The organism is Streptomyces sp. NK15101, assembly GCF_020400725.1.
In the GTDB taxonomy this organism is placed as follows: domain Bacteria; phylum Actinomycetota; class Actinomycetes; order Streptomycetales; family Streptomycetaceae; genus Streptomyces.
The window spans coordinates 13,392-36,843 of sequence record NZ_JAINVG010000066.1 but is presented as its reverse complement, the minus strand read 5'-3'; the positions used below and the strand labels follow the sequence as shown (position 1 = coordinate 36,843).

16 protein-coding genes are annotated in these 23,452 nt (G+C 71.9%); 11 read left to right on the top strand and 5 right to left on the bottom strand.

Annotated elements, in window-relative coordinates; genetic code table 11:
* Positions 1–107: 107 nt before the first annotated feature.
* Entirely contained in the window at positions 108–1,802 is a 1,695-nt protein-coding gene (locus K7G60_RS28325; RefSeq protein ID WP_225803793.1) for a PucR family transcriptional regulator ligand-binding domain-containing protein, read from the bottom strand.
* 305 nt (positions 1,803–2,107) lie between these two features.
* Between K7G60_RS28325 and K7G60_RS28320 the strand changes: the two genes are divergently transcribed.
* From K7G60_RS28320 to K7G60_RS28295, 6 genes are all read left to right on the top strand, one after another.
* Positions 2,108–2,998 (top strand): xanthine dehydrogenase family protein subunit M, encoded by an 891-nt coding sequence (locus K7G60_RS28320; protein WP_041131867.1) that lies wholly within the window; start codon positions 2,108–2,110, stop codon positions 2,996–2,998.
* A gap of 2 nt (positions 2,999–3,000) precedes the next feature.
* Entirely contained in the window at positions 3,001–3,597 is a 597-nt protein-coding gene (locus K7G60_RS28315) for a (2Fe-2S)-binding protein (RefSeq protein ID WP_225803792.1), read from the top strand.
* Positions 3,598–3,599: 2 nt separating this feature from the next.
* Positions 3,600–5,993, top strand: a complete 2,394-nt coding sequence (locus K7G60_RS28310) for a xanthine dehydrogenase family protein molybdopterin-binding subunit (protein ID WP_225803791.1) — start codon at positions 3,600–3,602, stop codon at positions 5,991–5,993.
* Positions 5,994–6,232: 239 nt separating this feature from the next.
* The gene (locus K7G60_RS28305) at positions 6,233–7,705 is read left to right on the top strand and encodes an NCS2 family permease (protein ID WP_225803790.1); all 1,473 of its coding nucleotides are present in this window, start codon (positions 6,233–6,235) and stop codon (positions 7,703–7,705) included.
* Between the two features lie 38 nt (positions 7,706–7,743).
* Entirely contained in the window at positions 7,744–8,880 is a 1,137-nt protein-coding gene (locus K7G60_RS28300; protein ID WP_225803789.1) for an XdhC family protein, read from the top strand.
* A 223-nt stretch (positions 8,881–9,103) separates the two neighbouring features.
* On the top strand, positions 9,104–11,281 hold the full coding sequence (locus tag K7G60_RS28295) for a discoidin domain-containing protein (protein ID WP_225803788.1): 2,178 nt from the start codon (positions 9,104–9,106) through the stop codon (positions 11,279–11,281).
* Positions 11,282–11,314: 33 nt separating this feature from the next.
* Here the strand turns inward: K7G60_RS28295 and K7G60_RS28290 are convergent, their stop codons facing one another.
* The gene (locus tag K7G60_RS28290) at positions 11,315–12,625 is read right to left on the bottom strand and encodes an ROK family transcriptional regulator (protein WP_225803787.1); all 1,311 of its coding nucleotides are present in this window, start codon (positions 12,623–12,625) and stop codon (positions 11,315–11,317) included.
* Between the two features lie 200 nt (positions 12,626–12,825).
* Between K7G60_RS28290 and K7G60_RS28285 the strand changes: the two genes are divergently transcribed.
* The 4 genes from K7G60_RS28285 to K7G60_RS28270 are packed head-to-tail and all read left to right on the top strand — an operon-like array spanning position 12,826 to position 17,428.
* Positions 12,826–14,142, top strand: a complete 1,317-nt coding sequence (locus K7G60_RS28285; protein WP_225803786.1) for an ABC transporter substrate-binding protein — start codon at positions 12,826–12,828, stop codon at positions 14,140–14,142.
* Positions 14,143–14,155: 13 nt separating this feature from the next.
* Entirely contained in the window at positions 14,156–15,151 is a 996-nt protein-coding gene (locus tag K7G60_RS28280; protein WP_225803785.1) for a carbohydrate ABC transporter permease, read from the top strand.
* A gap of 28 nt (positions 15,152–15,179) precedes the next feature.
* Complete coding sequence (locus K7G60_RS28275) at positions 15,180–16,019, top strand: carbohydrate ABC transporter permease (protein ID WP_225803801.1); 840 nt, start codon at positions 15,180–15,182, stop codon at positions 16,017–16,019.
* A 50-nt stretch (positions 16,020–16,069) separates the two neighbouring features.
* Positions 16,070–17,428 carry a GH1 family beta-glucosidase gene (locus tag K7G60_RS28270; protein WP_225803800.1) on the top strand — a complete coding sequence of 453 codons (1,359 nt, stop codon included), beginning with the start codon at positions 16,070–16,072 and terminating at the stop codon, positions 17,426–17,428.
* Positions 17,429–17,666: 238 nt separating this feature from the next.
* Here K7G60_RS28270 and K7G60_RS28265 read toward each other — a convergent pair whose 3' ends face one another.
* Complete coding sequence (locus tag K7G60_RS28265; protein WP_225803784.1) at positions 17,667–18,269, bottom strand: TetR/AcrR family transcriptional regulator; 603 nt, start codon at positions 18,267–18,269, stop codon at positions 17,667–17,669.
* A gap of 115 nt (positions 18,270–18,384) precedes the next feature.
* On the opposite strand from K7G60_RS28265, the gene K7G60_RS28260 reads away from it, so the two are divergent.
* On the top strand, positions 18,385–19,533 hold the full coding sequence (locus tag K7G60_RS28260; RefSeq protein WP_225803783.1) for an acyl-CoA dehydrogenase family protein: 1,149 nt from the start codon (positions 18,385–18,387) through the stop codon (positions 19,531–19,533).
* A 153-nt stretch (positions 19,534–19,686) separates the two neighbouring features.
* On the opposite strand, the gene K7G60_RS28255 is transcribed toward K7G60_RS28260, so the two are convergent.
* A complete protein-coding gene (locus K7G60_RS28255; RefSeq protein ID WP_225803782.1) occupies positions 19,687–20,973 on the bottom strand; it encodes a phytase in 1,287 nt (428 codons plus the stop codon).
* 213 nt (positions 20,974–21,186) lie between these two features.
* On the bottom strand, positions 21,187–23,352 hold the full coding sequence (locus K7G60_RS28250) for a M4 family metallopeptidase (protein ID WP_225803781.1): 2,166 nt from the start codon (positions 23,350–23,352) through the stop codon (positions 21,187–21,189).
* Between the last annotated feature and the right edge of the window lie 100 nt (positions 23,353–23,452).

Here is a 23,452-nt window from a genome sequence, read left to right as displayed (position 1 = left end):
GAATCACCGGAGCCCCGCCGGGCCCTCGTGGATCCGGTCCGGTTCCCCCGGACGGCTCAACCGGGCCGAACGGATCGGCCCGACCGGACGGGCTCGCCCCGTCCGGCTCAGCTCATCCGCAGCGCCAGGAAGAAGTCGAGCTTGTCCTCCAGGCGGGAGAGGTCACGGCCGGTGAGCTGCTCGATCCGGCCCACCCGGTAGCGCAGCGTGTTCACGTGCAGGTGGAGGCGGGTCGCGCAGCGGGTCCAGGAGCCGTCGCAGTCCAGGAACGCCTCCAGGGTCGGGATGAGCTCCGCCCGGTGGCGCCGGTCGTAGTCGCGCAGCGGGTCGAGCAGCCGGGCCGTGAAGGCGCGCCGGACGTCGTCCGGGACGAACGGCAGCAGCAGCACGTGCGAGGCCAGCTCGTGGTGCCCGGCGGCACAGACCCGGCCCGGCCGGGCGGCGGCCACCCGGCGGGCGTGCCGGGCCTCCTCCAGGGCCCCGCGCAGGCCCTCCGCCGAGTGCACGGCGGCGCTGACGCCCAGCGTGAGGCGTCCGTCGCCGTCGAGGCCCGCGGAGAGCGGCGCCCGTACGGAGGCGAGCAGCACGTCCGCGTGGAGGCCGAGGGCGGGGGCCGGGCCCTCGTCCTCGCTCTCCGGCAGCGGGCCCGTGGCCAGCGGCACCAGGGCGATCGCCTCGTCGCCGCTGTGCGCGACCGCGATCCGGTCGGCCGACTCGGCGCCGACGGCCGCCGGGTCGACGAGGACCTCCTCCAGGAGCGACTGCGCGACCGGTCCGCTCTCCACGGGAGCCTGACCGGCCTCCTGGTCCCACTCCACGCGGGCGACGACCACCTGCCAGTGCGGGGCCGTGCCGAGCCCGGGCAGCAGCACCGGGGCGGCGACCCGCAGCCGGGCCGCGATCTCGGCGGGCGCGGCCCCCGTCTGCACCAGCTCCAGGACCTCCTGGGCGAGCCGGCGCCGTACCGTACGGGCCGCGTCGCGCCGGTCCCGCTCGACGGCGATCAGCTGGGTGACGCCCTGGAGCAGGTCGAGCCGGGCGGCGGGCCACTCCCCGGCGTCCGCCTCGACGGCCAGCAGCCAGTCCGACAGGACCGTCTCGCGCACGTCCCGGGCGGCGGGGGCGGCGCCCCGGCCCGCGTTCCGGATGGGGAAGAGCGAGTACGCGGTTCCGGCGACGCTCAGCCGGTGCGGGCCGCGCCGGCCGGTCCGGGTGGCGGCCAGGTGCTCACCGGCCAGGGTGGCGGCGAGGCCGGCCTCCAGGGGCTCGCCCGCGCCCGCGATCTGGCGGCCGGTGGGGGAGAGGACCCAGGCCCGCAGGTCCAGGTCGGAGCCGAGGAGGTCGAGGACGACCTCGGGCCCGCCGCCCGCCGGTCCGGAGGTCATCAGCCGCCGGTGCCGGTCGACGACGGCCGCCAGGTCACCGGCCCGCTCGCCGGAGACCTGTCGAACAACGTGCTCGGTGATCGTCGCGAACGCAACGGACTCGTTCACGGCGAACAGCGGCAGCCGGTGGCGCAAACACGCCTCCACGAGATCGTCGGGGATGTCCCCCAGCTCGGCCTCGCCCGCCGCGAGCGCCGCCACTCCGGCCGAGGCCAGGATCCGGACGAAGGGCTCGGCGTCGGCCGGGTCCGTCCGCCAGGCGAGGCCGGTCAGCACCAGCTCGCCGCCGGACAGGTACCGGCTGGGGTCCTTGAGGTCCGTCGTCATGACGCCTCGGACGGTCCGGTCCAGCTCGTCCTCGCCGCCGAGCAGGCGCAGCCCGAGCGCGTCGTTCTCCAGCAGTGCGCGCAGCCGCATCGTGTCGCCGCCGTTCCTTCGTTCGGTGATGGTGGTGTCGCGTTGTCGACGGTGGCGCGGTGCCACCGTTTCCAGGGGGAAACGGAGAGGTTTCTGTTTCCCGTCGTTCGTTCGAATCTACAAGACGACGACGGGCACCAGCCAACTCCTTCATGTTTTCGGTGACTGCACCCCGGGCGACCGTGCCTTGTGTACTAGGCCACACACCGCGTGAACAGCACATGAACACGACGTCGAGGGCCGGCCGTCCCCCCGGACCCACTAGCTCGACCCCCGATCACCAGAATCACTAGAAGAGAGCCACCATGGACTTCCTTCGCCCCGCCAGCTGGGAGGAGGCGCTCGCCGCCAAGGCCGAGCACCCCACGGCCGTGCCCATCGCCGGTGGTACCGACGTCATGGTCGAGATCAACTTCGACCACCGACGCCCCGAGTACCTCCTGGACCTGAACCGTATCGAGCTGCTGCGCGAGTGGGAGGTCGGCGAGGAGAACGTCCGCCTCGGCGCCTCCGTCCCGTACACGCAGATCATGGAGAACCTGCGCGCGGAGCTCCCGGGTCTGGCACTGGCCTCGCACACGGTCGCCTCCCCGCAGATCCGCAACCGCGGCGGCGTGGGCGGCAACCTCGGCACCGCGTCGCCCGCCGGCGACGCCCACCCGGCCCTGCTCGCCGCGGGCGCCGAGGTCGAGGTCGAGTCGGTGCGCGGCAACCGCTTCATCCCGATCGACGAGTTCTACACGGGCGTGAAGCGCAACGCGCTCCAGCCCGACGAGCTCATCAAGACCGTCCACATCAAGAAGGCGGACGGCCCCCAGCAGTACTCCAAGGTCGGCACCCGCAACGCGATGGTCATCGCCGTCTGCGCCTTCGGCCTGGCCCTGCACCCGGAGACCCGGACCGTGCGCACCGGCATCGGCTCCGCCGCGCCCACCCCGATCCGCGCCAAGGAGGCCGAGGCCTTCCTGAACGCGGCTCTGGAGGAGGGCGGCTTCTGGGACAACGGCAAGATCATCACCCCTTCGATCGCGAAGCAGTTCGCCGACCTCTGCTCGGCCGCCGCCAACCCGATCGACGACGTCCGCGGCACCGCCAAGTACCGGCGCCACGCCGTCGGCATCATGGCTCGCCGCCAGCTCGGCTGGACCTGGGAGCAGTACCGCGGCGCCGGCCGCACGCTTGAGGGAGCTGCATAACCATGCGCGTCAATTTCACGGTCAACGGTCGTCCGCAGGAAGCCGACGACGTCTGGGAGGGCGAGTCCCTCCTCTACGTTCTGCGTGAGCGCCTGGGTCTGCCCGGCTCCAAGAACGCGTGCGAGCAGGGCGAGTGCGGCTCCTGCACGGTCCGCCTCGACGGCGTGCCGGTCTGTTCGTGTCTGGTCGCCGCCGGTCAGGTCGAGGGCCGCGAGGTCATCACCGTCGAGGGCCTGGCGGAGTACGCCAAGGAGCGCGAGGCGCACGGCGGTTGCGCCTCCGGCGCCTGCGGCACCTCGGTCGACGCCGCCAAGAAGTGGGAGGCGAAGCCCGCCCAGGACTCGCAGACCGGCGAGGGCGTCGAACTCTCGCCGATCCAGCAGGCGTTCATCGACGCGGGCGCCGTCCAGTGCGGTTTCTGCACCCCCGGTCTGCTCGTGGCGGCCGACGAGATGCTGGAGCGCAACCCGTCCCCGACGGACGCGGACATCCGCGAGGCGCTCTCCGGCAACCTCTGCCGCTGCACCGGTTACGAGAAGATCCTCGACGCGGTCCGCCTCGCGGCCGCTCGCCAGGAGCGTCAGGGAGAGGCGGTCTGACGATGGCTCAGAACACACTTCCGGTGGGTACGCCCACCAACGTCACCCAGAACCACGTCAAGGGCGGCGTCGGCGAGTCCACGCTCCGCCCGGACGGCACCCTCAAGGTCACCGGCGAGTTCGCCTACTCCTCGGACATGTGGCACGAGGACATGCTGTGGGGCCAGATCCTGCGCTCCACCGTCGCGCACGCCGAGATCGTGTCCATCGACACCTCCGAGGCCCTGACGATGGACGGCGTCTACGCCGTCCTGACCCACGAGGACCTGCCGGCCGCGAAGAACTACGGCATGGAGTTCCAGGACACCCCGGTCCTCGCCTACGGCAAGGTCCGTCACCACGGTGAGCCGGTCGCCCTCGTGGCCGCCGACCACCCGGAGACCGCCCGCCGCGCCGCCGCGAAGATCAAGGTCGAGTACCGGGAGCTCCCGCTCATCACGGACGAGGCCTCCGCCCTCGCCCCGGACGCGATCCTGGTCCACGAGAACCGCGACGACCACCACTCCGGTCACGTCCCGCACCCCAACATCGTGCACCGCCAGCCGATCATCCGCGGCAACGCCGCCGAGGCCGCCAAGCGCGCCGACGTGATCGTCAAGGGCGAGTACACCTTCGGCATGCAGGACCAGGCCTTCCTCGGCCCCGAGTCCGGCCTCGCCGTACCGGCCGAGGACGGCGGCGTCGACCTGTACGTCGCCACCCAGTGGCTGCACTCGGACCTCAAGCAGATCGCCCCCTGCCTCGGCCTGCCCGAGGAGAAGGTCCGCATGACCATGGCGGGCGTCGGCGGCGCGTTCGGCGGCCGCGAGGACATCTCGATGCAGATCCTCGCCTCGATCCTCGCGCTGCGCACCGGCAAGCCGGTGAAGATGGTCTACAACCGGTACGAGTCCTTCTTCGGCCACGTCCACCGGCACCCGGCGAAGCTCTACTACGAGCACGGCGCCACCAAGGACGGCAAGCTCACGCACGTCAAGTGCAAGATCGTGCTCGACGGCGGCGCGTACGCGTCGTCCACGGCCTCGGTCGTCGGCAACGCCTCCTCCCTCTCGATCGGCCCCTACGTCGTCGACGACGTGGAGATCGAGGCGATCGGCCTCTACACCAACAACCCGCCCTGCGGCGCCATGCGCGGCTTCGGCGCGGTCCAGGCCTGCTTCGCCTACGAGGCGCAGATGGACAAGCTCGCGGCCAAGCTGGGCATGGACCCGGTGGAGCTGCGCCAGCTCAACGCCATGGAGCAGGGCACGATCATGCCGACCGGCCAGGTCGTGGACTCGCCGGCCCCGGTCGCCGAGCTGCTGCGCCGGGTCAAGGCCCGCCCGATGCCCCCGGAGCGCCAGTGGGAGACCGCCGGCGAGGGCGCGGACGTCCGCGCGCTGCCGGGCGGCCTGTCCAACACCTCGCACGGCGAGGGCGTCGTCCGCGGCGTCGGCTACGCCGTCGGCATCAAGAACGTCGGCTTCTCCGAGGGCTTCGACGACTACTCGACCGCCAAGATCCGCATCGAGGTCATCAACGGCGAGGCCGTCGCCACGGTCCACACCGCCGCGGCGGAGGTCGGCCAGGGCGGCGTCACCATCCACGCCCAGATCGCCCGCACCGAACTCGGCGTCCAGCAGGTCACCATCCACCCCGCCGACACCCAGGTGGGCTCGGCCGGTTCGACCTCCGCGGGCCGCCAGACGTACATGACCGGCGGCGCCATCAAGAACTCCTGCGGGATCGTCCGCGAGAAGGTCCTGGAGATCGGCCGGCGCAAGTTCGGCTCGTACCACCCGGCCTGGGCCAACGCCGAACTCCTCCTGGAGGGCGGCAAGGTCGTCACCGACGGCGGCGAGGCCCTCGCGAGCATCGCGGACGTCCTGGAGGACCAGGTCGTGGAGGTCGAGGAGGAGTGGCGGCACCGTCCCACCCAGGCCTTCGACCTCGTCACCGGCCAGGGCAACGGCCACGTCCAGTACGCCTTCGCCGCGCACCGCGCGGTCGTGGAGGTGGACACCGAGCTCGGTCTCGTGAAGGTGATCGAGCTGGCCTGCGCGCAGGACGTCGGCAAGGCGGTCAACCCGCTCTCCGTGGTCGGCCAGATCCAGGGTGGCACCACCCAGGGCCTGGGCGTCGCGGTGATGGAGGAGATCATCGTCGACCCGAAGACCGCGAAGGTGCGCAACCCCTCCTTCACGGACTACCTGATCCCGACCATCCTCGACACGCCGACCATCCCGGTCGACTACCTCGAGCTGGCCGACCCCAACGCGCCGTACGGCGTCCGGGGCATCGGCGAGGCCCCGACCCTGTCGTCCACCCCGGCCGTCCTCGCGGCGATCCGGGCGGCGACGGGCCTGGAGCTCAACAAGACGCCGGTCCGCCCCGAGGCGCTCACCGGCACCCTGTAGGACTCTCCGGGCGGTGTGTGCCTCCCAGGAACGTCACACTTCCACCGCCCGCACCGCCCGGAGCACTCCCTCTCGGGAAACCCGCATCACCGCAGTACCCCGCTTCACGGCAGTACCCCGTTCGTCTCGGGCCGTCCCCCGGGTCGTGCAGCCAACGAAATATCCCAAATCCCGCAGCTTCACCGTCAGAGCTTCGAAGTCTGATGCGGGTGCCCCTTTGAACCTTGGGAGTAGGCCCCATGACCCAGTCGTCTGTGGAGCCCAAGACCACCGCGGAGGACGCGGGCTCCGGCTCGCGCAACCCCGCCGGGCGTTCTTGGCTCGACCGGTACTTTCACATCTCGGAGAGAGGATCCACCGTCGCGACGGAGATCCGCGGCGGCGTCACCACCTTCATGGCGATGGCGTACATTCTCCTGCTCAACCCGATCCTCCTCGGCGGCCCGGACGTCGACAAGCACGTCCTCGCCACCTCCGCCGTCATCACGGCGACCGCCTTCGCGGCGGCGGTGACCACCCTGCTGATGGGCTTCGTCGGCAAGGTCCCGCTCGTCCTCGCGGCGGGGCTCAGCGTCTCCGGTGTGCTCGCGACCCAGGTCGTGCCGCAGATGACCTGGCCGCAGGCCATGGGCATGTGCGTCGTCTACGGTGTGGTGATCTGCCTCCTGGTGGTCACCGGTCTCCGTGAGATGATCATGAACGCGATCCCGCTGCCGCTCAAGCACGGCATCACCATCGGCATCGGCCTCTTCATCGCGCTGATCGGCTTCAACAAGGCCGGCTTCGTGGGCGCCGGCCCGCAGTTCGGCCCGCCCGTCACCATGGGCGCCGGCGGCGAACTCGTCGGCTGGCCGGTGCTGATCTTCGCGGTCACCCTGCTCGCGATCTTCGCCCTCCAGGCCCGCAAGGTCCCGGGCGCCATCCTCATCGGCATCGTCGCCGGCACCGTCATCTCCCTGATCGTCAACGCGGTCGCCGACATCCCGGCCAAGGGCCCGGGCGCCTGGGCCAACGGCGCCCCGGAGCTCAAGGGCAGCGCGGTCTCCAGCCCGGACTTCTCGCTCTTCGGCGACGTCTCCTTCGGCGGCTGGGGCGACGTCGGCTACATCACCGTCGGCGTCATCGTCTTCACCCTCGTCCTCGCCGGCTTCTTCGACGCCATGGCCACCATCATCGGCGTCGGCACCGAGGCCAACCTCGCCGACGACAAGGGCCGGATGCCCGGCCTGTCCAAGGCGCTGTTCATCGACGGCGCGGGCGGCGCGATCGGCGGCGTCTCCGGCGCCTCCGGCCAGACCGTCTTCGTGGAGTCCGCCACCGGCGTCGGCGAAGGCGCCCGCACCGGCTTCTCCTCGGTCATCACCGGCCTGTTCTTCGCGGCCTGCCTCTTCTTCACGCCGATCACCCAGATCGTGCCCCGTGAGGTCGGCTCCGCCGCCCTGGTCGTCATCGGCGCGATGATGATGATGAACGCCAAGCACGTGAACTGGGGCGACAGCTCCGTCGCGATCCCGGTCTTCCTGACCGTCGTCCTGATGCCGTTCACCTACAGCATCACCCCGGGCGTCGCGGCCGGCGTCATCGCCTACACCGTCATCAAGGTGGCGCAGGGCAAGGCGCGCGAGGTCGGCGCGTTCATGTGGGCCCTGACCGCGATCTTCATCGTGTTCTTCGCCCTTCACCCGATCGAGGGTTGGCTGGGCGTCAGCTGACGCCCGACCCCCCTCCGTACACACCCAAGGAGACCGACATGCTGGACATCGCCGAAGAGCTGCACCGGTGGGTCGAGCAGGGACGCACGTTCGCCGTCGCCACCGTGGTGGCCGTCGGCGGCAGCGCGCCCCGGCAGCCGGGAGCCGCCCTCGCCGTCGACAGCGACGGCACGGCGATCGGATCGGTCTCCGGCGGGTGTGTGGAGGGGGCGGTCTACGACCTGTGCGTCCAGGCCCTCGAAGACGGGAAGACCGTCGTCGAGCGCTTCGGCTACAGCGACGAGGACGCCTTCGCGGTCGGACTGACCTGCGGCGGCATCATCGACATCCTCGTCACCCCGGTCCGCGGCGGGGTCCTCCCCGCCGCGTTCGCGGCCGCCGTCTCGGGGGAGGCGGCGGCCCTGGCCCGGATCGTCGGGGGCCCCGACGAGCTGATGGGCCGGGCCCTGCTCGTCCGCCCCGACGGTTCGTACGAGGGGAAGCTCGGCGGCCACCCCGAGCTGGACCGCACCGCGGCCGCCGAGGCCGGGGCGATGCTCGACGCGGGCCGCACCGGCACCGTGGAGATCGGCGAGGACGGCAGCCGCTGCGGACAGCCGCTGACCCTCCTGGTCGAGTCCTCCGTGCCCGCCCCCCGCATGATCGTCTTCGGCGCCATCGACTTCGCCTCCGCCCTCGTCCGGGTCGGCAAGTTCCTCGGCTACCACGTCACCGTCTGCGACGCGCGGCCCGTCTTCGCGACGCCGGCCCGCTTCCCCGAGGCCGACGAGATCGTCGTCGACTGGCCCCACCGCTACCTGGAGTCGACCGAGGTCGACGGCCGGACCGTCCTCTGCGTCCTCACGCACGACGCCAAGTTCGACGTGCCCCTCCTCCAGGCCGCCCTGAGGCTTCCCGTCGCCTACATCGGCGCGATGGGCTCCCGTCGCACCCACGAGGACCGCAACGAGCGCCTCCGCGAGGTCGGCGTCACCGAACTCGAACTCGCCCGCCTGCGCTCCCCGATCGGCCTCGACCTCGGCGCGCGCACGCCCGAGGAGACCGCCCTCTCGATCGGTGCCGAGATCGTCGCCAACCGCCGCGGCGGCAGCGGCGTCTCCCTCACGGGCGCCCACACCCCGATCCACCACGACGGGCCCCGCGAGCCGGACGGGCGCATAGGCTCCGTCGCGTAGCTCCACTTCCCCCTCTGAGCCCCGGACCGCACGCAGGTCCGGGGCTTCCGCGTGCCCGGCACCTTCGTGAAGCCCTCGCCGGTATCTATCTCGACGCTTAATGCAAGCCAAAAGAAAAGTCGTGTCGGAGGCCTTGACCCTCCTACGGGCCAACCGTCAGCATCTGCTGCGGAGTGCGCGCTCCCTTTCCCCAACTCCCCCGCATGCCCGAGGAGATCGAGCCATGCCCGCTGCCGGCACCCGTCCCGCGCCACCCCCACGCCCGGGCCCCCGCGCCACCGCCGCCGTCCTCGTCACCGCCCTCCTCGCCGGGCTCCTCGCGCTGGTCGCCGCACCGCCCGCCGCGGCCGCCCCCGTCCTGCTCTCGCAGGGCAGGCCCGTCACCGCCTCCAGCCAGGAGAACGCCGGCACCCCCGCGAGCGCCGCCGTCGACGGCGACCCCGGCACCCGCTGGTCCAGCGCCTTCGCCGACCCGCAGTGGATCCAGGTGGACCTGGGCGCCCCGGCCGCGCTCAGCAGGGTCGACCTGCGCTGGGAGACCGCCTACGCCAAGGCGTACCGCATCGAGCTCTCCGGCAACGGCACCGACTGGACCACCGCCTACAGCACGGCGAGCGGCCCCGGCGGCAACGAGTCCCTGCCCGTCACCGGCACCGCCCGCTACGTCCGCGTGTACGGCACAGCCCGGGCCACCGGATGGGGCTACTCCCTCTGGGAGTTCCAGGTCCACGGCACCGCCGACGGCGGCCCGGCCCTGCCCGGCGGCGGCGACCTCGGACCGAACGTGCACGTCTTCGACCCGTCCACGCCCGGCATCCAGGCCGAGCTGGACGAGGTGTTCGCCCAGCAGGAGTCGGCCCAGTTCGGCAGCGGCCGGCACGCCTTCCTCTTCAAGCCCGGCACCTACGACGGCCTCAACGCCCAGCTCGGCTTCTACACCCAGATCGCCGGCCTCGGTCTGCGTCCCGACGACACCACCGTCAACGGCGACGTGACCGTCGACGCGGGCTGGTTCGACGGCAACGCCACCCAGAACTTCTGGCGCGGCGCCGAGGGCCTCGCCCTCAACCCGGCGAACGGCACCGACCGGTGGGCCGTCGCCCAGGCCTCCTCCTTCCGCCGCATGCACGTCAGGGGCGGGCTCAACCTCGCCCCCAGCGGTTACGGCTGGGCCAGCGGCGGCTACATCGCCGACTCGAAGATCGACGGCCAGGTCGGCAACTACTCGCAGCAGCAGTGGTACACCCGCGACAGCTCGATCGGCGGCTGGTCCAACAGCGTCTGGAACCAGGTCTTCTCCGGCACCGAGGGCGCCCCCGCGCAGGCCTTCCCCGAGCCGAAGTACACCACCCTCCACACCACCCCGGTCTCCCGCGAGAAGCCGTACCTCATCTGGGAGGACGGCCAGTACAAGGTCTTCGCCCCGGCCAAGCGGACCGACGCCCGCGGCACCACCTGGGCGAACGGCACCCCGCAGGGCGAGAAGATCCCCCTGAGCCGGTTCTACGTCGTCAGGCCCGGCACCACCGCCGCAACCGTCAACCAGGCGCTCGCCCAGGGCCTGCACCTGCTCCTCACGCCCGGCGTCTACCACGTCGACCGGACCATCGAGGTGAACCGGGCCGGCACGATCGTCCTCGGCCTCGGCCTGGCCACGATCATCCCGGACAACGGCGTCACCGCGATGCGCGTCGCCGACGTCGACGGCGTCCGTCTCGCCGGCTTCCTGATCGACGCCGGCCAGGTCAACTCGCCGACGCTCCTGGAGGTCGGGCCGCAGAACGCCTCCGCCGACCACGCCGCCGACCCCACCACCGTCCAGGACGTCTACTTCCGCGTGGGCGGCGCCGGTGCCGGAAAGGCGACCGTCGCCATGGTGGTCAACAGCGACGACACGATCGTCGACCACACCTGGGTCTGGCGCGCCGACCACGGCGAGGGCGTCGGCTGGGAGACCAACCGCGCCGACTACGGCGTCCGCGTGTACGGCGACGACGTCCTCGCCACCGGACTCTTCGTCGAGCACTTCAACAAGTACGACGTCGAGTGGTTCGGCGAGCGCGGCCGCACGGTCTTCTTCCAGAACGAGAAGGCGTACGACGCCCCGAACCAGGCCGCCGTCCAGGACGGCCCCCACAAGGGCTACGCCGCCTACCGCGTCGACGACTCGGTGACCACCCACGAGGGCTGGGGGCTCGGCAGCTACTGCTACTACAACGTGGACCCGACGATCCGTCAGGACCACGGCTTCCGGGCCCCGGTGAAGCCCGGGGTGAGGTTCCACGACCTGCTGGTCGTCTCGCTGGGCGGCAACGGCCAGTACGAGCACGTCATCAACGACGTGGGCGCCCCGACCTCGGGCACCGCCACCGTGCCGTCCACGGTGGTCTCGTACCCCTGATCCCCGCCGGGTGGGACGGAGGGCGGCGCGCGTTCAGTGCGCCGCCCTCTCCCGTACGGTCGACGCCCACGCCGGCTGCTCCTCGGCCGGCTGCTCCTCGGCCCGCCGCCCGCCCCGGGCGAAGAAGTCCGCGAGCGGCAGGATCGCCGCGCCGACCGTCACCGCGTCGGGGCCCAGGGTGCCCATGTCGATGCCGACCCGGGCCGCCGGGTACCTCAGGGCGTACTCGGCCGCGTACCCCTTCACCGTCTCCAGGAAGCGGGCGCCGAGCTGGAGGCCCGCCCAGCCGCCGACGAGGATGCGCTCGGGCTGGAAGAGGTTGATCAGGTCGCCGAAACCGGCACCGAGGTACTCGGCGGTCTCCTCCAGGACCGCGACCGCGGTCGCGTCGGGCTCCGTCCCCGCCTCGGCCGGGTACGCGGCCGCCAGCATCGCCGTCAGGGCCGTCTCCTCGTCCGCGCCCGCCGGAGGCCGCCCGCCCGCCTCCCGCCAGCGCTCCAGGAGCGCCTCCGCGCCCGCGTACGCCTCCAGACAGCCGCGGGCGCCGCAGCGGCAGCGGCGGCCCCGGACCCGTACCGTCAGATGGCCCCACTCCAGCGCCCGGCCGGGCCCCATCGGGTCGGTGACCACACAGGCGCCGACGCCCGACCCGAAGAGCACGACCACGGCACTGCGCGCGCCCCGGCCGGCACCGAACCACATCTCGGCCTGGCCGAGGGTCTTGGCGCCGTTGTCGATCCAGTACGGCACCGAGGCCGGCAGGTCCACGCTCCCGCGCAGCAGCCGCTCCAGCGGGACGGCGTCCCAGCCGATGGTCTGGCCGTGCACCACCGCGCCCTCCTCGGCGGTGCGGGCGACGATGCCGGGCACGCCGACGCCGACGCCGAGCAGCCGCTCGGCGGGGACGCCCGCGGTCCGCAGCACCTCCGCGATGCCGGCCCGCACGTGGTCGACGACGACCCCGACCTCGTAACGGTCGTGCGGGTTGGGCCTCTCGACCGCCAAGGGGCGCTCGGTGCGGGCGAGTTCGGTGAGGGTGAGGTCGAACAGCTCGATCCGGACCCGGGTCTCGCCGACGTCCACGCCGATCATGCAGCCGCTGCCGGGAGTGATCCGCAGCAGGGTGCGGGGGCGCCCGCCGGCCGAGTCGACGCTGCCGGCCTCCTCGACGAGGCCCTCCGCGACGAGCTCCGCGACCACGTTGCTGACGGAGCCGGAGCTCAGCCCGGTGGCCGGGCCCAGGGAGAAGCGGCTCATGGGGCCGTCGAAGTACAGGCGCTGGAGGACGGCGGTGCGGTTCTCGCGTCGCAGGTCACGCACGGTGCGGCCGTTCCGCATGGTCACTTGGGCCCCCTGGGGAAGTAGTCCTGACCGCAAGATACCGCTGCCGGGACCCTTGACGCGACCTTCTCTTGAGGTTTAACTCACGTCCTGAAATAAGCCGGGGAGGGGCCGTCGGAGCCTTCACCTCCTGAACGCGGGACGCGACCTCCGCCCCGCCCTCCCCAGCTCCCCGCCACTCCCCGAAAGGGCCATGAGGAGCCATGCGCAGAATCAGAGCCGCGGCCGCCGGTGCCGTCACCCTCTCCCTCGTCCTCACCGCCGCGGCCTGCACAGGCGGCTCCCCGGCCGACGGCTCCGGCTCCGGCGGCGGCAAGACCCTCACCTACTGGGCCTCCAACCAGGGCGCGAGCCTGGAGGTCGACAAGAAGGTCCTCCAGCCCGAGCTCGACCGCTTCGAGAAGGAGACCGGCATCAAGGTCAAACTGGAGGTCATCCCCTGGTCCGACCTGCTCAACCGCATCCTCACCGCCACCACCTCCGGACAGGGCCCCGACGTCCTCAACATCGGCAACACCTGGAGCGCCTCCCTCCAGTCCACCGGCGCCCTGCTGCCCTGGGACGCGAAGAACTTCGAGGCCATCGGCGGCAAGGACCGCTTCGTCGACTCCGCGCTCGGCTCCACCGGAGCCGCCGGCCAGGACCCCGCCGCGGTGCCGCTCTACTCCATGGCCTACGCGCTCTACTACAACAAGAAGATGTTCGAGGACGCCGGCATAGCGAAGCCGCCGGCCACCTGGGACGAGCTGATCGCCGACGGCAAGAAGCTCAGCAAGGGCGGCAAGTCGGCCATCGGCGTCGAGGGCGGCAGCCTCGCCAACAACATCCACCAGGTCTTCGTCATGGGCAAGCAGCACGGCGCCGACTTCTTCACCCCCGACGGCAAGGCCGACTTCACCTCCGACGGCGCCGTCGCCGCCGTCAAGCAGTACGTCGACCTCATGGCCGCCCACAAGATCGTCGCGCCCGGCAACGCCGAGTACGCCCAGAACCAGTCCCTCGCCGACTTCGCCAAAAACCGCACCGCCATGGTCCTCTGGCAGACCCCCGGCACCACCTTCGCGGCCCAGGGCATGAGCCCCGACGAATGGGGCGTCGCCCCCGCCCCCGTCCCCTCCGGCACCCCCGGACAGGGCAAGCAGATCAACTCCATGGTCGCCGGCATCAACCTCGCCGTCTTCAAGAACACCCGGAACCAGGACGGCGCCCTGAAGTTCGTGAAGTTCATGACGAGCGACGCCGAACAGAAGACGCTCAACAGCGCCTACGGCTCCATCCCCCCGGTCAAGGCCGCCCAGCAGGACCCCGCCTTCGCCGGCCCCACCGTCACGGTCCTCAAGCAGACCCTCGCCACCAGCGCCGCCGCCCTGCCGCAGGTCCCCGAGGAGTCCCAGTTCGAGACCGTCGTCGGCACCGCCGTCAAGGAGCTCTTCGCCGACGCCGCCGCGGGCCGCCCGGTCACCACCGAGTCCGTACGCGCCAAGCTCGACAAGGCCCAGCAGCAGATGCCCAAGAAGTGAGCCGGACGCCACCATGACCACCACCGCCATCGAGAGGCCCCACGGGCGGACCGGGCAGCGGCACACCCCCGGGGCGGCCCCGCGCCGGCGCCGCCCCGGACGGCTCCGGGCCCGCGGCCTGCCCTACCTGCTGCTCCTCCCGGCCCTCCTCCTCGAACTCCTCGTCCACCTCGTGCCGATGCTCATCGGCATCGTGATGAGCTTCAAGGAGCTCACCCAGTTCTTCATCCGCGACTGGACCTCCGCCCCCTGGGCCGGAACCGACAACTACACGGTCTCGGTCGACTTCGACGCCCCCGTCGGCGAAGCGCTCCTGAAGTCGTTCCTCACGACCTGCCTCTTCACCCTCTGCTCCGTCGGCCTGTGCTGGCTCCTCGGCACCGCCGCCGCCCTCTTCATGCAGGAGACCTTCCGCGGCCGGGGCTTCCTGCGCGCCCTCTTCCTCGTCCCGTACGCCCTGCCGGTCTACGCGGCGGTCATCACCTGGGCGTTCATGTTCCAGCGGGACAACGGTCTGGTGAACCACGTCCTCCACGACCAGCTCGGCATCGGCGACGGCCCCGCCTTCTGGCTCATCGGCGACAACGCCTTCGTCGCCCTGCTCGTCGTCTCCGTCTGGAAGGGCTGGCCCTTCGCCTTCCTCGTCCTGATGGCCGGACTCCAGAACATCCCCCGGGAGGCCTACGAGGCCGCCGCCCTCGACGGCGCGGGCATGTGGAAGCAGATCCGCCACATCACCCTGCCGTCCCTGCGGCCGGTCAACCAGGTCCTCGTCCTCGTCCTGTTCCTGTGGACCTTCAACGACTTCAACACCCCCTTCGTCCTCTTCGGCAAGGCGGCCCCCGAATCCGCCGACCTGATCTCCCTGCACATCTACCAGTCCTCGTTCCAGACCTGGAACTTCGGCACGGGCTCGGCGATGTCGGTCCTGCTCCTGCTGTTCCTGCTCGCCGTCACGGGGGCCTACCTGCTGCTCACGACCCGGGGAAGGAAGGCGAGCGATGCCTGAGACCGCACGCAGGCCACCGCGCTCGCCCATGGCCGCGCCCCGCTCCTTCCTCTGGAGCCGGCGGATCTTCCTGACCCTGCTCACCGGCTTCGTCCTGCTGCCGGTGTACGTGATGGTCTCCAGCTCCCTCAAACCGCTCGCGGACGTCTCGGGGAAGTTCCAGTGGATCCCCTCCGGCCTCACCCTCCGCCCGTACCTCGACATCTGGCGGACCGTCCCGCTCGCCGACTACTTCGTGAACTCCCTGGTCGTCGCGGGCACCGCCACCGTCTGCTCCCTCGTCGTCGCGGTCTTCGCCGCCTACGCCGTCAGCCGCCACGCCTTCCGCGGCAAGCGCGTCTTCACCGTGACGGTGCTCTCCACCCAGATGTTCCCCGGCATCCTCTTCCTGCTGCCGCTCTTCCTCCTCTACGTCAACATCGGCAACGCCACCGGCATCGCGCTCTTCGGCTCGCGCGGCGGTCTGATCCTCACCTATCTGACGTTCTCGCTGCCGTTCTCCATCTGGATGCTCATCGGCTACTTCGACGCCGTCCCGCGCGACCTCGACGAAGCCGCCAAGGTCGACGGCTGCGGTCCGCTCGGCGCCCTCCTCCGGGTCGTCGTGCCCGCCGCGATCCCCGGCATCGTCGCCGTCGGCGTCTACGCCTTCATGACGGCCTGGGGCGAGGTCCTCTTCGCCTCCGTCATGACGACCGACGCCACCCGCACCCTCGCCGTCGGCCTCCAGGGCTACGCCACCCAGAACGACGTCTACTGGAACCAGGTGATGGCCGCCTCCCTCGTGGTGAGCGTCCCCGTCGTCGCCGGGTTCCTGCTCCTCCAGCGCTACCTCGTCACCGGCCTCACCGCGGGCGCGGTCAAGTGACGGACCCCCGGCTCGAAAGGACCCCCGTGTCAGAACCGCTCGACCTCGCCGTGTCAGAACCGCTCGACCTCGCCGCCTTCCCGGCCTCCTTCGCCTGGGGCACCGCCACCTCCGCCTACCAGATCGAGGGCGCCGTCGCCGAGGACGGCCGCGCCCCCTCCATCTGGGACACCTTCTCCCGCGTCCCCGGCGCGATCGACAACGGCGACCACGGCGACACCGCCTGCGACCACTACCACCGCTGGCCCGAGGACGTCGCCCTCATGAAGGGCCTCGGCACCGACGCCTACCGGCTCTCCGTCGCCTGGCCCCGCGTCGTCCCCGGCGGCGACGGACCCGTCAACGAGGCCGGCCTCGACTTCTACGACCGGCTCGTCGACGGACTCCTCGACGCCGGGATCACCCCCTCGGTCACCCTCTACCACTGGGACCTGCCGCAGGCCCTCCAGGACCGCGGCGGCTGGACCGTCCGCGAGACGGCCGAACACCTCGCCGCGTACGCCGGCGTCGTCGCGGGGCGCCTCGGCGACCGCGTCACCCAGTGGGCCACCCTCAACGAACCCCTCTGCTCCGCCTGGATCGGCCACCTGGAGGGCCGGATGGCGCCGGGCCTCACCGACCTCACGACCGCCGTCCGCGCCTCGTACCACCTGCTCCTCGGTCACGGCCTCGCCACCGCCGCCGTCCGCGCCGCCGCCCCCGGCGCCCGGGTCGGCCTGGTCACCAACCACTCCACCGTCACGCCCGCCAGCACCCGCCCCGAGGACGTCGCCGCCGCCGTCCGCATGGACGGCCACACCAACCGCTGGTGGCTCGACCCGGTCCTCGGCCGCGGCTTCCCCGCCGACATGCGCGAGCTGTACGGCGTCGAACTCCCGGAGCGGCAGGGCGACACGGAGGTCATCGCCGCCCCGCTCGACTGGCACGGCCTGAACTACTACTTCCCGGTCACCGTCGCCGACGACCCGAGGGGCCCCGTCCCGCACGCCCGCGAGGTCCGCCTCCCCGGCGTGCCCCGCACCGGCATGGACTGGCAGATCGACGCGGGCGGCCTGGAGGCCTTCCTGCTGCGACTCACCGAGGACTACGGCGTGCGCAGGCTGTACGTCACCGAGAACGGCTCGGCCTTCCCCGACACCACCGGCCCCGACGGCGAGGTCCACGACCCGGAGCGCACCCGCTACCTGGAGGAGCACCTCGCCGCCTGCGCCCGCGCCCTGCGCAAGGGCGTCCCGCTCGCCGGGTACTACGCCTGGTCCCTGCTCGACAACTTCGAATGGGCCTACGGCTACGACAAGCGCTTCGGGCTCGTCCACGTCGACTACGCGACCCAGCGCCGCACGGTGAAGACGAGCGGGCGGCGGTACGCGGAACTGATCGCCGCCCACCGCGCGCTGCACGCCCGCTAGGCCCTGCCGCCGGACTTCCGTCCAGGTCCTCTCGCCGGACTCCCGCCGTCGCCCGCGGGAGTCCGGCGACAGGGGTCCGGCGCCCCGCAGCCCCGGAGGCGGGCGCGGGGGACCGGTCCGTACGAGCCCGCCCGTACGAGCCGAGGCCCCCGGCCGTCCCCGCCCGCCCCGGTCGTCCGCGCCCGGCCCCGTCCCGCGAAGGACGGAGCCGGGCGCGGTCCGTGTGCGGGGTGGCCCCTCAGGCCTTCCGGAGGCCGCTGAGCAGCAGCTCGGCCAGCTGCTCGTAGGCCTCGGCGTCGGCGAGGCCGGTCGCCGCGGCCACCTGGCGCCGCTGGATGCGGACCATCACCGAGGAGATGACGTCGGCCGCGAAGGTCACGTGCACCTCGCGGAACACACCGGCCCGCACGCCCTCCTCGATGAGCTGCTGCACCCGGCCCGCCGCCGCCCGGGTGTTCCGCTCGTACACCTCAGCCGCCGGCTCGAAGGCCGCCACGTCGTCGAAGAACTGCGGCGACACGGGTGCCAGCTCGGCGGAGACCGCCCGCAGATAGGCGGAGAGCCGCTCGGCCGGATCCGACGCGGCGGCGAGCACCGCCTCGACCCGGGCCGTGGCGCGCCGGAAGAAGTGCACGACCGCGGCCCGGACCAGCTGCTCCTTGCTGCCGGCCAGACCGTACAGGGTCCGCTTCGAGCAGCGCAGCCGCGCGGCGAGATCGTCGAGCGTCAGCCGGGCGAAGCCCTCGCCGACGAGGAGGGCGACGAGGTCCTCGAACAGGGCGGAGCGGCGTGCCGCTCCGCGGCCCGTCAGCTTGGGGGCGTCGGCGGAGGTCTCGATCACCCCGTCAGTATTCCAGGCCGCCCTTCCGGGGGGTTACGGCGACACCCTTCTGCGCTACGCTAAGCGGTACTGCAGTACCCTTCCCAGTACCACTTTGCGCGCCGCTGGAGTCGCCATGGATGTCGACCGCCTGCTTCCCACCCCCGAGGCAGCGGACCTCATCGCCCTCACCCGGGAGATCGCCGACAAGGAGCTCTCTCCTCGGGTGGACGAACACGAGGCCGCCGAGAGCTACCCCGAGGGGCTCTTCGCCACCCTCGGCGAAGCCGGGCTCCTCGGCCTCCCGTACCCCGAGGAGTACGGCGGCGGAGACCAGCCCTACGAGGTCTACCTCCAGGTCCTGGAGGAGATCGCCGCGCGCTGGGCCGCCGTCGGCGTCGCCACCAGCGTCCACACCCTCGCCTGCCACCCCCTCCACGCCTTCGGCACCCCGGAGCAGAAGGAGCGCTGGCTGCCCGCGATGCTGGAGGGCCGGAGCATCGGCGGCTACAGCCTCTCCGAGCCGCAGGCCGGCTCCGACGCCGCCGCCCTCACCTGCAAGGCCGAGCGTCAGGACGACGGCAGCGGCTACCGCGTCACCGGCACCAAGGCCTGGATCACCCACGGCGGCAAGGCCGGCTTCTACGCCCTCTTCGCCCGCACCGCCCCCGGCAGCCGCGGCGTCTCCTGCTTCCTCGCCCCCGGCGCCACCGAGGGCCTGAGCTTCGGCGCCCCCGAGCGCAAGATGGGCCTCCAGGCCGTGCCGACGACGGCCGCGTACTGGGACGGCGCCCTCATCGAGGAGGACCGGCGCATAGGAGACGAGGGCCAGGGCCTCCAGATCGCCTTCAGCGCCCTCGACAGCGGCCGCCTCGGCATCGCCGCCTGCGCCACCGGTCTCGCCCAGGCCGCGCTGGACGCCGCCGTGGCGTACGCCAACGAGCGCACCACCTTCGGCCGCCGGATCGTCGACCACCAGGGCCTCGGCTTCCTCCTCGCCGACATGGCCGCCGCCGTCGACGCGGCCCGCGCCACCTACCTGGACGCGGCCCGCCGCCGCGACCTCGGCCGCCCCTTCAGCCGCCAGGCCAGCGCGGCCAAGCTCATCGCCACCGACACGGCGATGAAGGTCACCACGGACGCCGTCCAGGTCTTCGGCGGCTACGGCTACACCCGCGACTTCCCGGTCGAGCGCTACATGCGCGAGGCGAAGATCATGCAGATCTTCGAAGGCACGAACCAGATCCAGCGGCTGGTCATCAGCCGGGGGCTGGCGCGTTCGTAGGACCGGCAGGACGATCTCGAGCCCCATGCCGAGCGTCGTGCGGGAGCGCGTCCCCCCGACGCCGGGAACCTCGTGCCCACCGCGCCGGGCACCGGCCGGACGCGCCAGGACGGGCGCACGGTGTCGCCACCGTGCGCCCGCGGCGTTCACCGATCAGTCGATGGCGTCGACGACCTCGCCGAGGTCGACGAACTTGAAGCCGGTGGCCTCGCGGTCGCCGTCGCCGGGGGTCTCCTGGCCGTCCTGGACGACGAGCAGGCCGTTGGGGTAGCGCGTGCCGAGCGGGGCGTTGAGGGCGGCGGCGCCGTCGCAGACCTCGGAGCCGTCGAGGGTGGGGGAGGCCGCGGCGACGCGGAAGGCGTTCTCGTACTCGTTGTCCTCGTCGCGCTCGCGGTCGTAGGCGACGAAGGTGTCGTCACCCTGGCTGGAGGCGAGCAGGTAGCCGTCGCCGTCCGGCTCGTTGACCAGGGTCAGGCCCTCGACGTCGGCCGTCAGGTGCGTGCCGCCGAAGCCGGGGTCGACGCCGGGCGTGCACTCCTCGGTCTCCTCGTCGTACGTGCCCGGGACGCCGTACTCGCGGACCTTGTCGATCAGGGTCGGCGTGCCGGTCAGGCCCGCCCCGATGCGCCAGATGCCGACGTCCTCCTGCCCCGCGTACAGGGTGCCGTCCACCGGGTCGACGACCATGCCCTCGACCTGCGGCAGTTCGCCCGGCTCGGCACACGGCGTCCAGGCGGCGCCGTTGGGCAGGCGGAAGGAGGAGGGCAGGTCCAGGGTGCGGACCTGACGGTAGTCGACGGTGCCGGCCGCGGTGGCGACCAGTTCCAGCAGGGCGATCCGGGTGCGGTTGCGCCGGCTGACCAGGGCGTAGGAGCGGCCGGTGCTGCGGTCGGTCCAGGTGGCCAGGCCGTACGCGGTCTGCTGCTCGTTGATCTCGGCCTGGTCGGCGGAGAACACGGGCCGCACGCCCGGGTCGGTGACGTCGGTGAGCGGGCCGCCGGGCCTGTCCCGGTCGATGCGGTAGATCCGCAGCCGGTCGTTGCCGCGGTCGCTGACCACCGCGACGTCCGTGCGGACGCCGCCCAGGCGCAGGCCCTGCACCAGGTCGATGTTGTTGAAGCGGCCGGGCTTGTCGTCGGCGCTCGGCCCGGCCGGGGCGGGGATCGACTGCACCTGGCGCGCGTCCAGGTCGTAGGCCCGCAGGCCACCCTGCTTGGCGGTGGCGATCACCAGGCTGCGGCCCGGGTCGGCGGCGTTGCGCCAGATCGCCGGGTCGTCCGCGTTGGCGTTGCCGCCGGCCTCGTCGTCGAACAGCGGCGCGGTCTCGGCCTTCGGCTGGACGCTGTCGATCCCGGAGGCCTGCGCCGGGAGGGCGAGCGAGGCCGCCAGTGTCGTGCAGAGAACGAGCGTGGAGGCACGAACCGCCAGACGTATCGTCATGTTTCTTCCTTGTATGAGGGGGTTTGCCCTGACAGGGAAGACATTCGTGGTCATGTCTGTCATGTACGCGACAGAATGGTGGACGGCGGTTGAACACGCCGCGAAACCCGCGGAGTGAAGACCGGGTCGCTCCTGCGCATGCGGTGGCTCCCGCGGCCGGAGCATCCGAACAGGGGCTCCGGCCGCAGGAGTACCGGCGGTGGGCGGGTCCGGTCAGCCGATGGCGATGCCGTCGAGGAGGAAGATGGTGGACAGGTAGGTGTCTTCGGTGCCGGCGAACTCCAGCTTCACCGTCTGCCCCTTGTAGGCGGACAGGTCGACGGTCTTCTGGACGTATCCGGAGCTGGCGTCGGCGTTGGAGTGGGTGGCCAGTGTGGTGCCGTTGACGTTGATCTTGAGGGTGTCGTAGGCCGTGGAGCCGGACTCCTGGGTGGAGACCTTCAGCCAGAAGGTGAGCTTGGGGGTGCCGGTGGAGGGCACCGCGATGTTCGACTGGGACAGGGACTCGACGGCGTCGGCGCCGTAGCCCATCATCCAGGCGTACCAGGACCCGTCGCGCGCGGTCTGCAGGGACGAGTTGGTGATGATGCTGTCGCTCTGGGTCCAGCCGCTGGTGCCCTGCTCGAAGCCGCCGTTGGCCAGTGCGTTCCCGCTGGGGGGCGTGGTCGGCGAGGGGGTGGGGGTGGACGGTGAGGGGGTGGGGGTGCCGGGGTCGGGCAGGGCGGTGCCGACGCTGACGGCGGCCCAGGCCTTGGAGACGAGGTAGCGCTCCTGGGAGTTGGTGCCGTACAGGTCGGCGGCGGCCTGCAGGGTGGCGGTGCGGGCGCCGGCGTAGTTGGTGGTGGAGGTCATGTAGGTGGACAGCGCGCGGTACCAGACGGCGGCGGCCTTGTCCTTGCCGATGCCCGTGAAGGTGTCGTTGTTGCAGGTGGTGCCGGTGTGCGAGCGTCCGCCGATGGTCTTCGCCCCGGTGCCTTCGGCCGCCAGGTAGAAGAAGTGGTTGCCGATGCCGGAGGAGAGGTGCACGTCCACCGAGCCGGCGCTGGAGTTCCAGCAGGACAGCGATCTGCCGTCGGCGGCGGGGTTGTCCATCCGGCGCATGTAGCCGCCCGACATGTTGAGCTTCTCGCCGATGTAGTAGTCGCCCGGGTCGCCGGTGTTGTCGGCGGAGAACTCGACCATGGTGCCGAAGATGTCGCTGGTGGCCTCGTTCAGGCCGCCGGACTCGCCGGAGTAGGTGAGGTCGGCGGTGGCGGCGGTGACGCCGTGGCTCATCTCGTGCCCGGCGACGTCGAGCGCGGTGACCGGGGTGTTGCCGTTCTGCGAGGAGCCGTCGCCGAAGTACATGCAGAAGCAGTTGTCGTCGTAGAAGGCGTTGAGCAGCCCGGTGTCGACGTGCACGTAGGCGGGGGCGCCTCGGCCGTCGTTGCGGATGCCGGAGCGGTTGAAGGAGTTCTTGTAGTAGTCCCAGGTCTTCGCCAGGCCGTAGGAGGCGTCCACCGCTGCGCTCTCGCGGCTGGAGCTGGTGCCGTTGCCCCAGGAGTTGGTGGTCTTGGAGAAGGCCCGGGCGTTCTGCCGGGGGTTCGACTGCGGGCTGTTGTACGAGTCGTAGACGATCGTGCCGCCGTGCGCGGCGTCGGTCAGGGTGTAGCCGCCGGCGGTCTGGGTGGTCTCGAGGGAGACCTGTCCGACGGTGACGCCGTTGCCGGTGCCCGTGATGCTCTGGTGCAGCTCGTACTGGTCCAGCGGCGCGCCGCTGGACGCGTCGACGATCACCGCCTGACGCGAGGCCGGGCCGGCCTCGCCCTCGCCGGTGACGGTCGAACGGTAGGCGAGGACGGGGAACTTGCCGACCGCGTACACCACCAGGGTGCTGTCCTTGCTGCCGGCCTTCGCCTTCTTCACGTGCTTGGCGTGCTTCACGGCCTTGGCCGAGGCGTCGGTGGCCGTCAGCTTCGGCGTGGTGCCGGCGATCCGGATCGCGCCCTGGTGCGCCAGGTCCGAGCCGGTGATCGTGCCGTCCTCGGCGAGGTGCACCACCAGGTCGCCGCCGATGACGGGCAGGCCTTTGTAGGTGCGGTCGTAGCGCACGTGCCGGGAGCCGTCGGCGTCGATCAGCACGTCCTTGGCCACCAGGCGCTCGTCGGGGCCCAGGCCGAGCGCGCGGGCGGTGGCGGCGGCGTTCCGGTCGGCCGTGCGTATCGCCTCGCCGCGCGCGTCGGCCGTCATCGCCCGGAACCCGGCGCCGGGTTGGGCGGCGGAGTTGCCGGCGGCCGCGGTGGGCCGGGGGGCAGCGGTGGACTGGGTGGCCACCACGGTCACGGTGCCCAGGGCGAGGGCTGCGGCGACAGCGGCTGCCAGGGCTCTCTTGCGGTTCATCGCGATCCTTCCGCCGGGCCTTGTCGGGGAAATGCCGCAGGACGTCATCTGGGGTGCGGGGGGCGTTCGGCGGCAGTCGGCTCGGCTGTGGCCATGAGGC

What these genes read in the sequence shown, in the direction of transcription:
- K7G60_RS28325 (WP_225803793.1), bottom strand. Translation starts at nt 1,802, where the DNA reads ATGCGGCTGCGCGCACTGCTGGAGAACGACGCGCTCGGGCTGCGCCTG.
- K7G60_RS28320 (WP_041131867.1), top strand. Translation starts at nt 2,108, where the DNA reads ATGGACTTCCTTCGCCCCGCCAGCTGGGAGGAGGCGCTCGCCGCCAAG.
- K7G60_RS28315 (WP_225803792.1), top strand. Translation starts at nt 3,001, where the DNA reads ATGCGCGTCAATTTCACGGTCAACGGTCGTCCGCAGGAAGCCGACGAC.
- K7G60_RS28310 (WP_225803791.1), top strand. Translation starts at nt 3,600, where the DNA reads ATGGCTCAGAACACACTTCCGGTGGGTACGCCCACCAACGTCACCCAG.
- K7G60_RS28305 (WP_225803790.1), top strand. Translation starts at nt 6,233, where the DNA reads ATGACCCAGTCGTCTGTGGAGCCCAAGACCACCGCGGAGGACGCGGGC.
- K7G60_RS28300 (WP_225803789.1), top strand. Translation starts at nt 7,744, where the DNA reads ATGCTGGACATCGCCGAAGAGCTGCACCGGTGGGTCGAGCAGGGACGC.
- K7G60_RS28295 (WP_225803788.1), top strand. Translation starts at nt 9,104, where the DNA reads ATGCCCGCTGCCGGCACCCGTCCCGCGCCACCCCCACGCCCGGGCCCC.
- K7G60_RS28285 (WP_225803786.1), top strand. Translation starts at nt 12,826, where the DNA reads ATGCGCAGAATCAGAGCCGCGGCCGCCGGTGCCGTCACCCTCTCCCTC.
- K7G60_RS28280 (WP_225803785.1), top strand. Translation starts at nt 14,156, where the DNA reads ATGACCACCACCGCCATCGAGAGGCCCCACGGGCGGACCGGGCAGCGG.
- K7G60_RS28275 (WP_225803801.1), top strand. Translation starts at nt 15,180, where the DNA reads ATGGCCGCGCCCCGCTCCTTCCTCTGGAGCCGGCGGATCTTCCTGACC.
- K7G60_RS28260 (WP_225803783.1), top strand. Translation starts at nt 18,385, where the DNA reads ATGGATGTCGACCGCCTGCTTCCCACCCCCGAGGCAGCGGACCTCATC.
- K7G60_RS28255 (WP_225803782.1), bottom strand. Translation starts at nt 20,973, where the DNA reads ATGACGATACGTCTGGCGGTTCGTGCCTCCACGCTCGTTCTCTGCACG.
- K7G60_RS28250 (WP_225803781.1), bottom strand. Translation starts at nt 23,352, where the DNA reads ATGAACCGCAAGAGAGCCCTGGCAGCCGCTGTCGCCGCAGCCCTCGCC.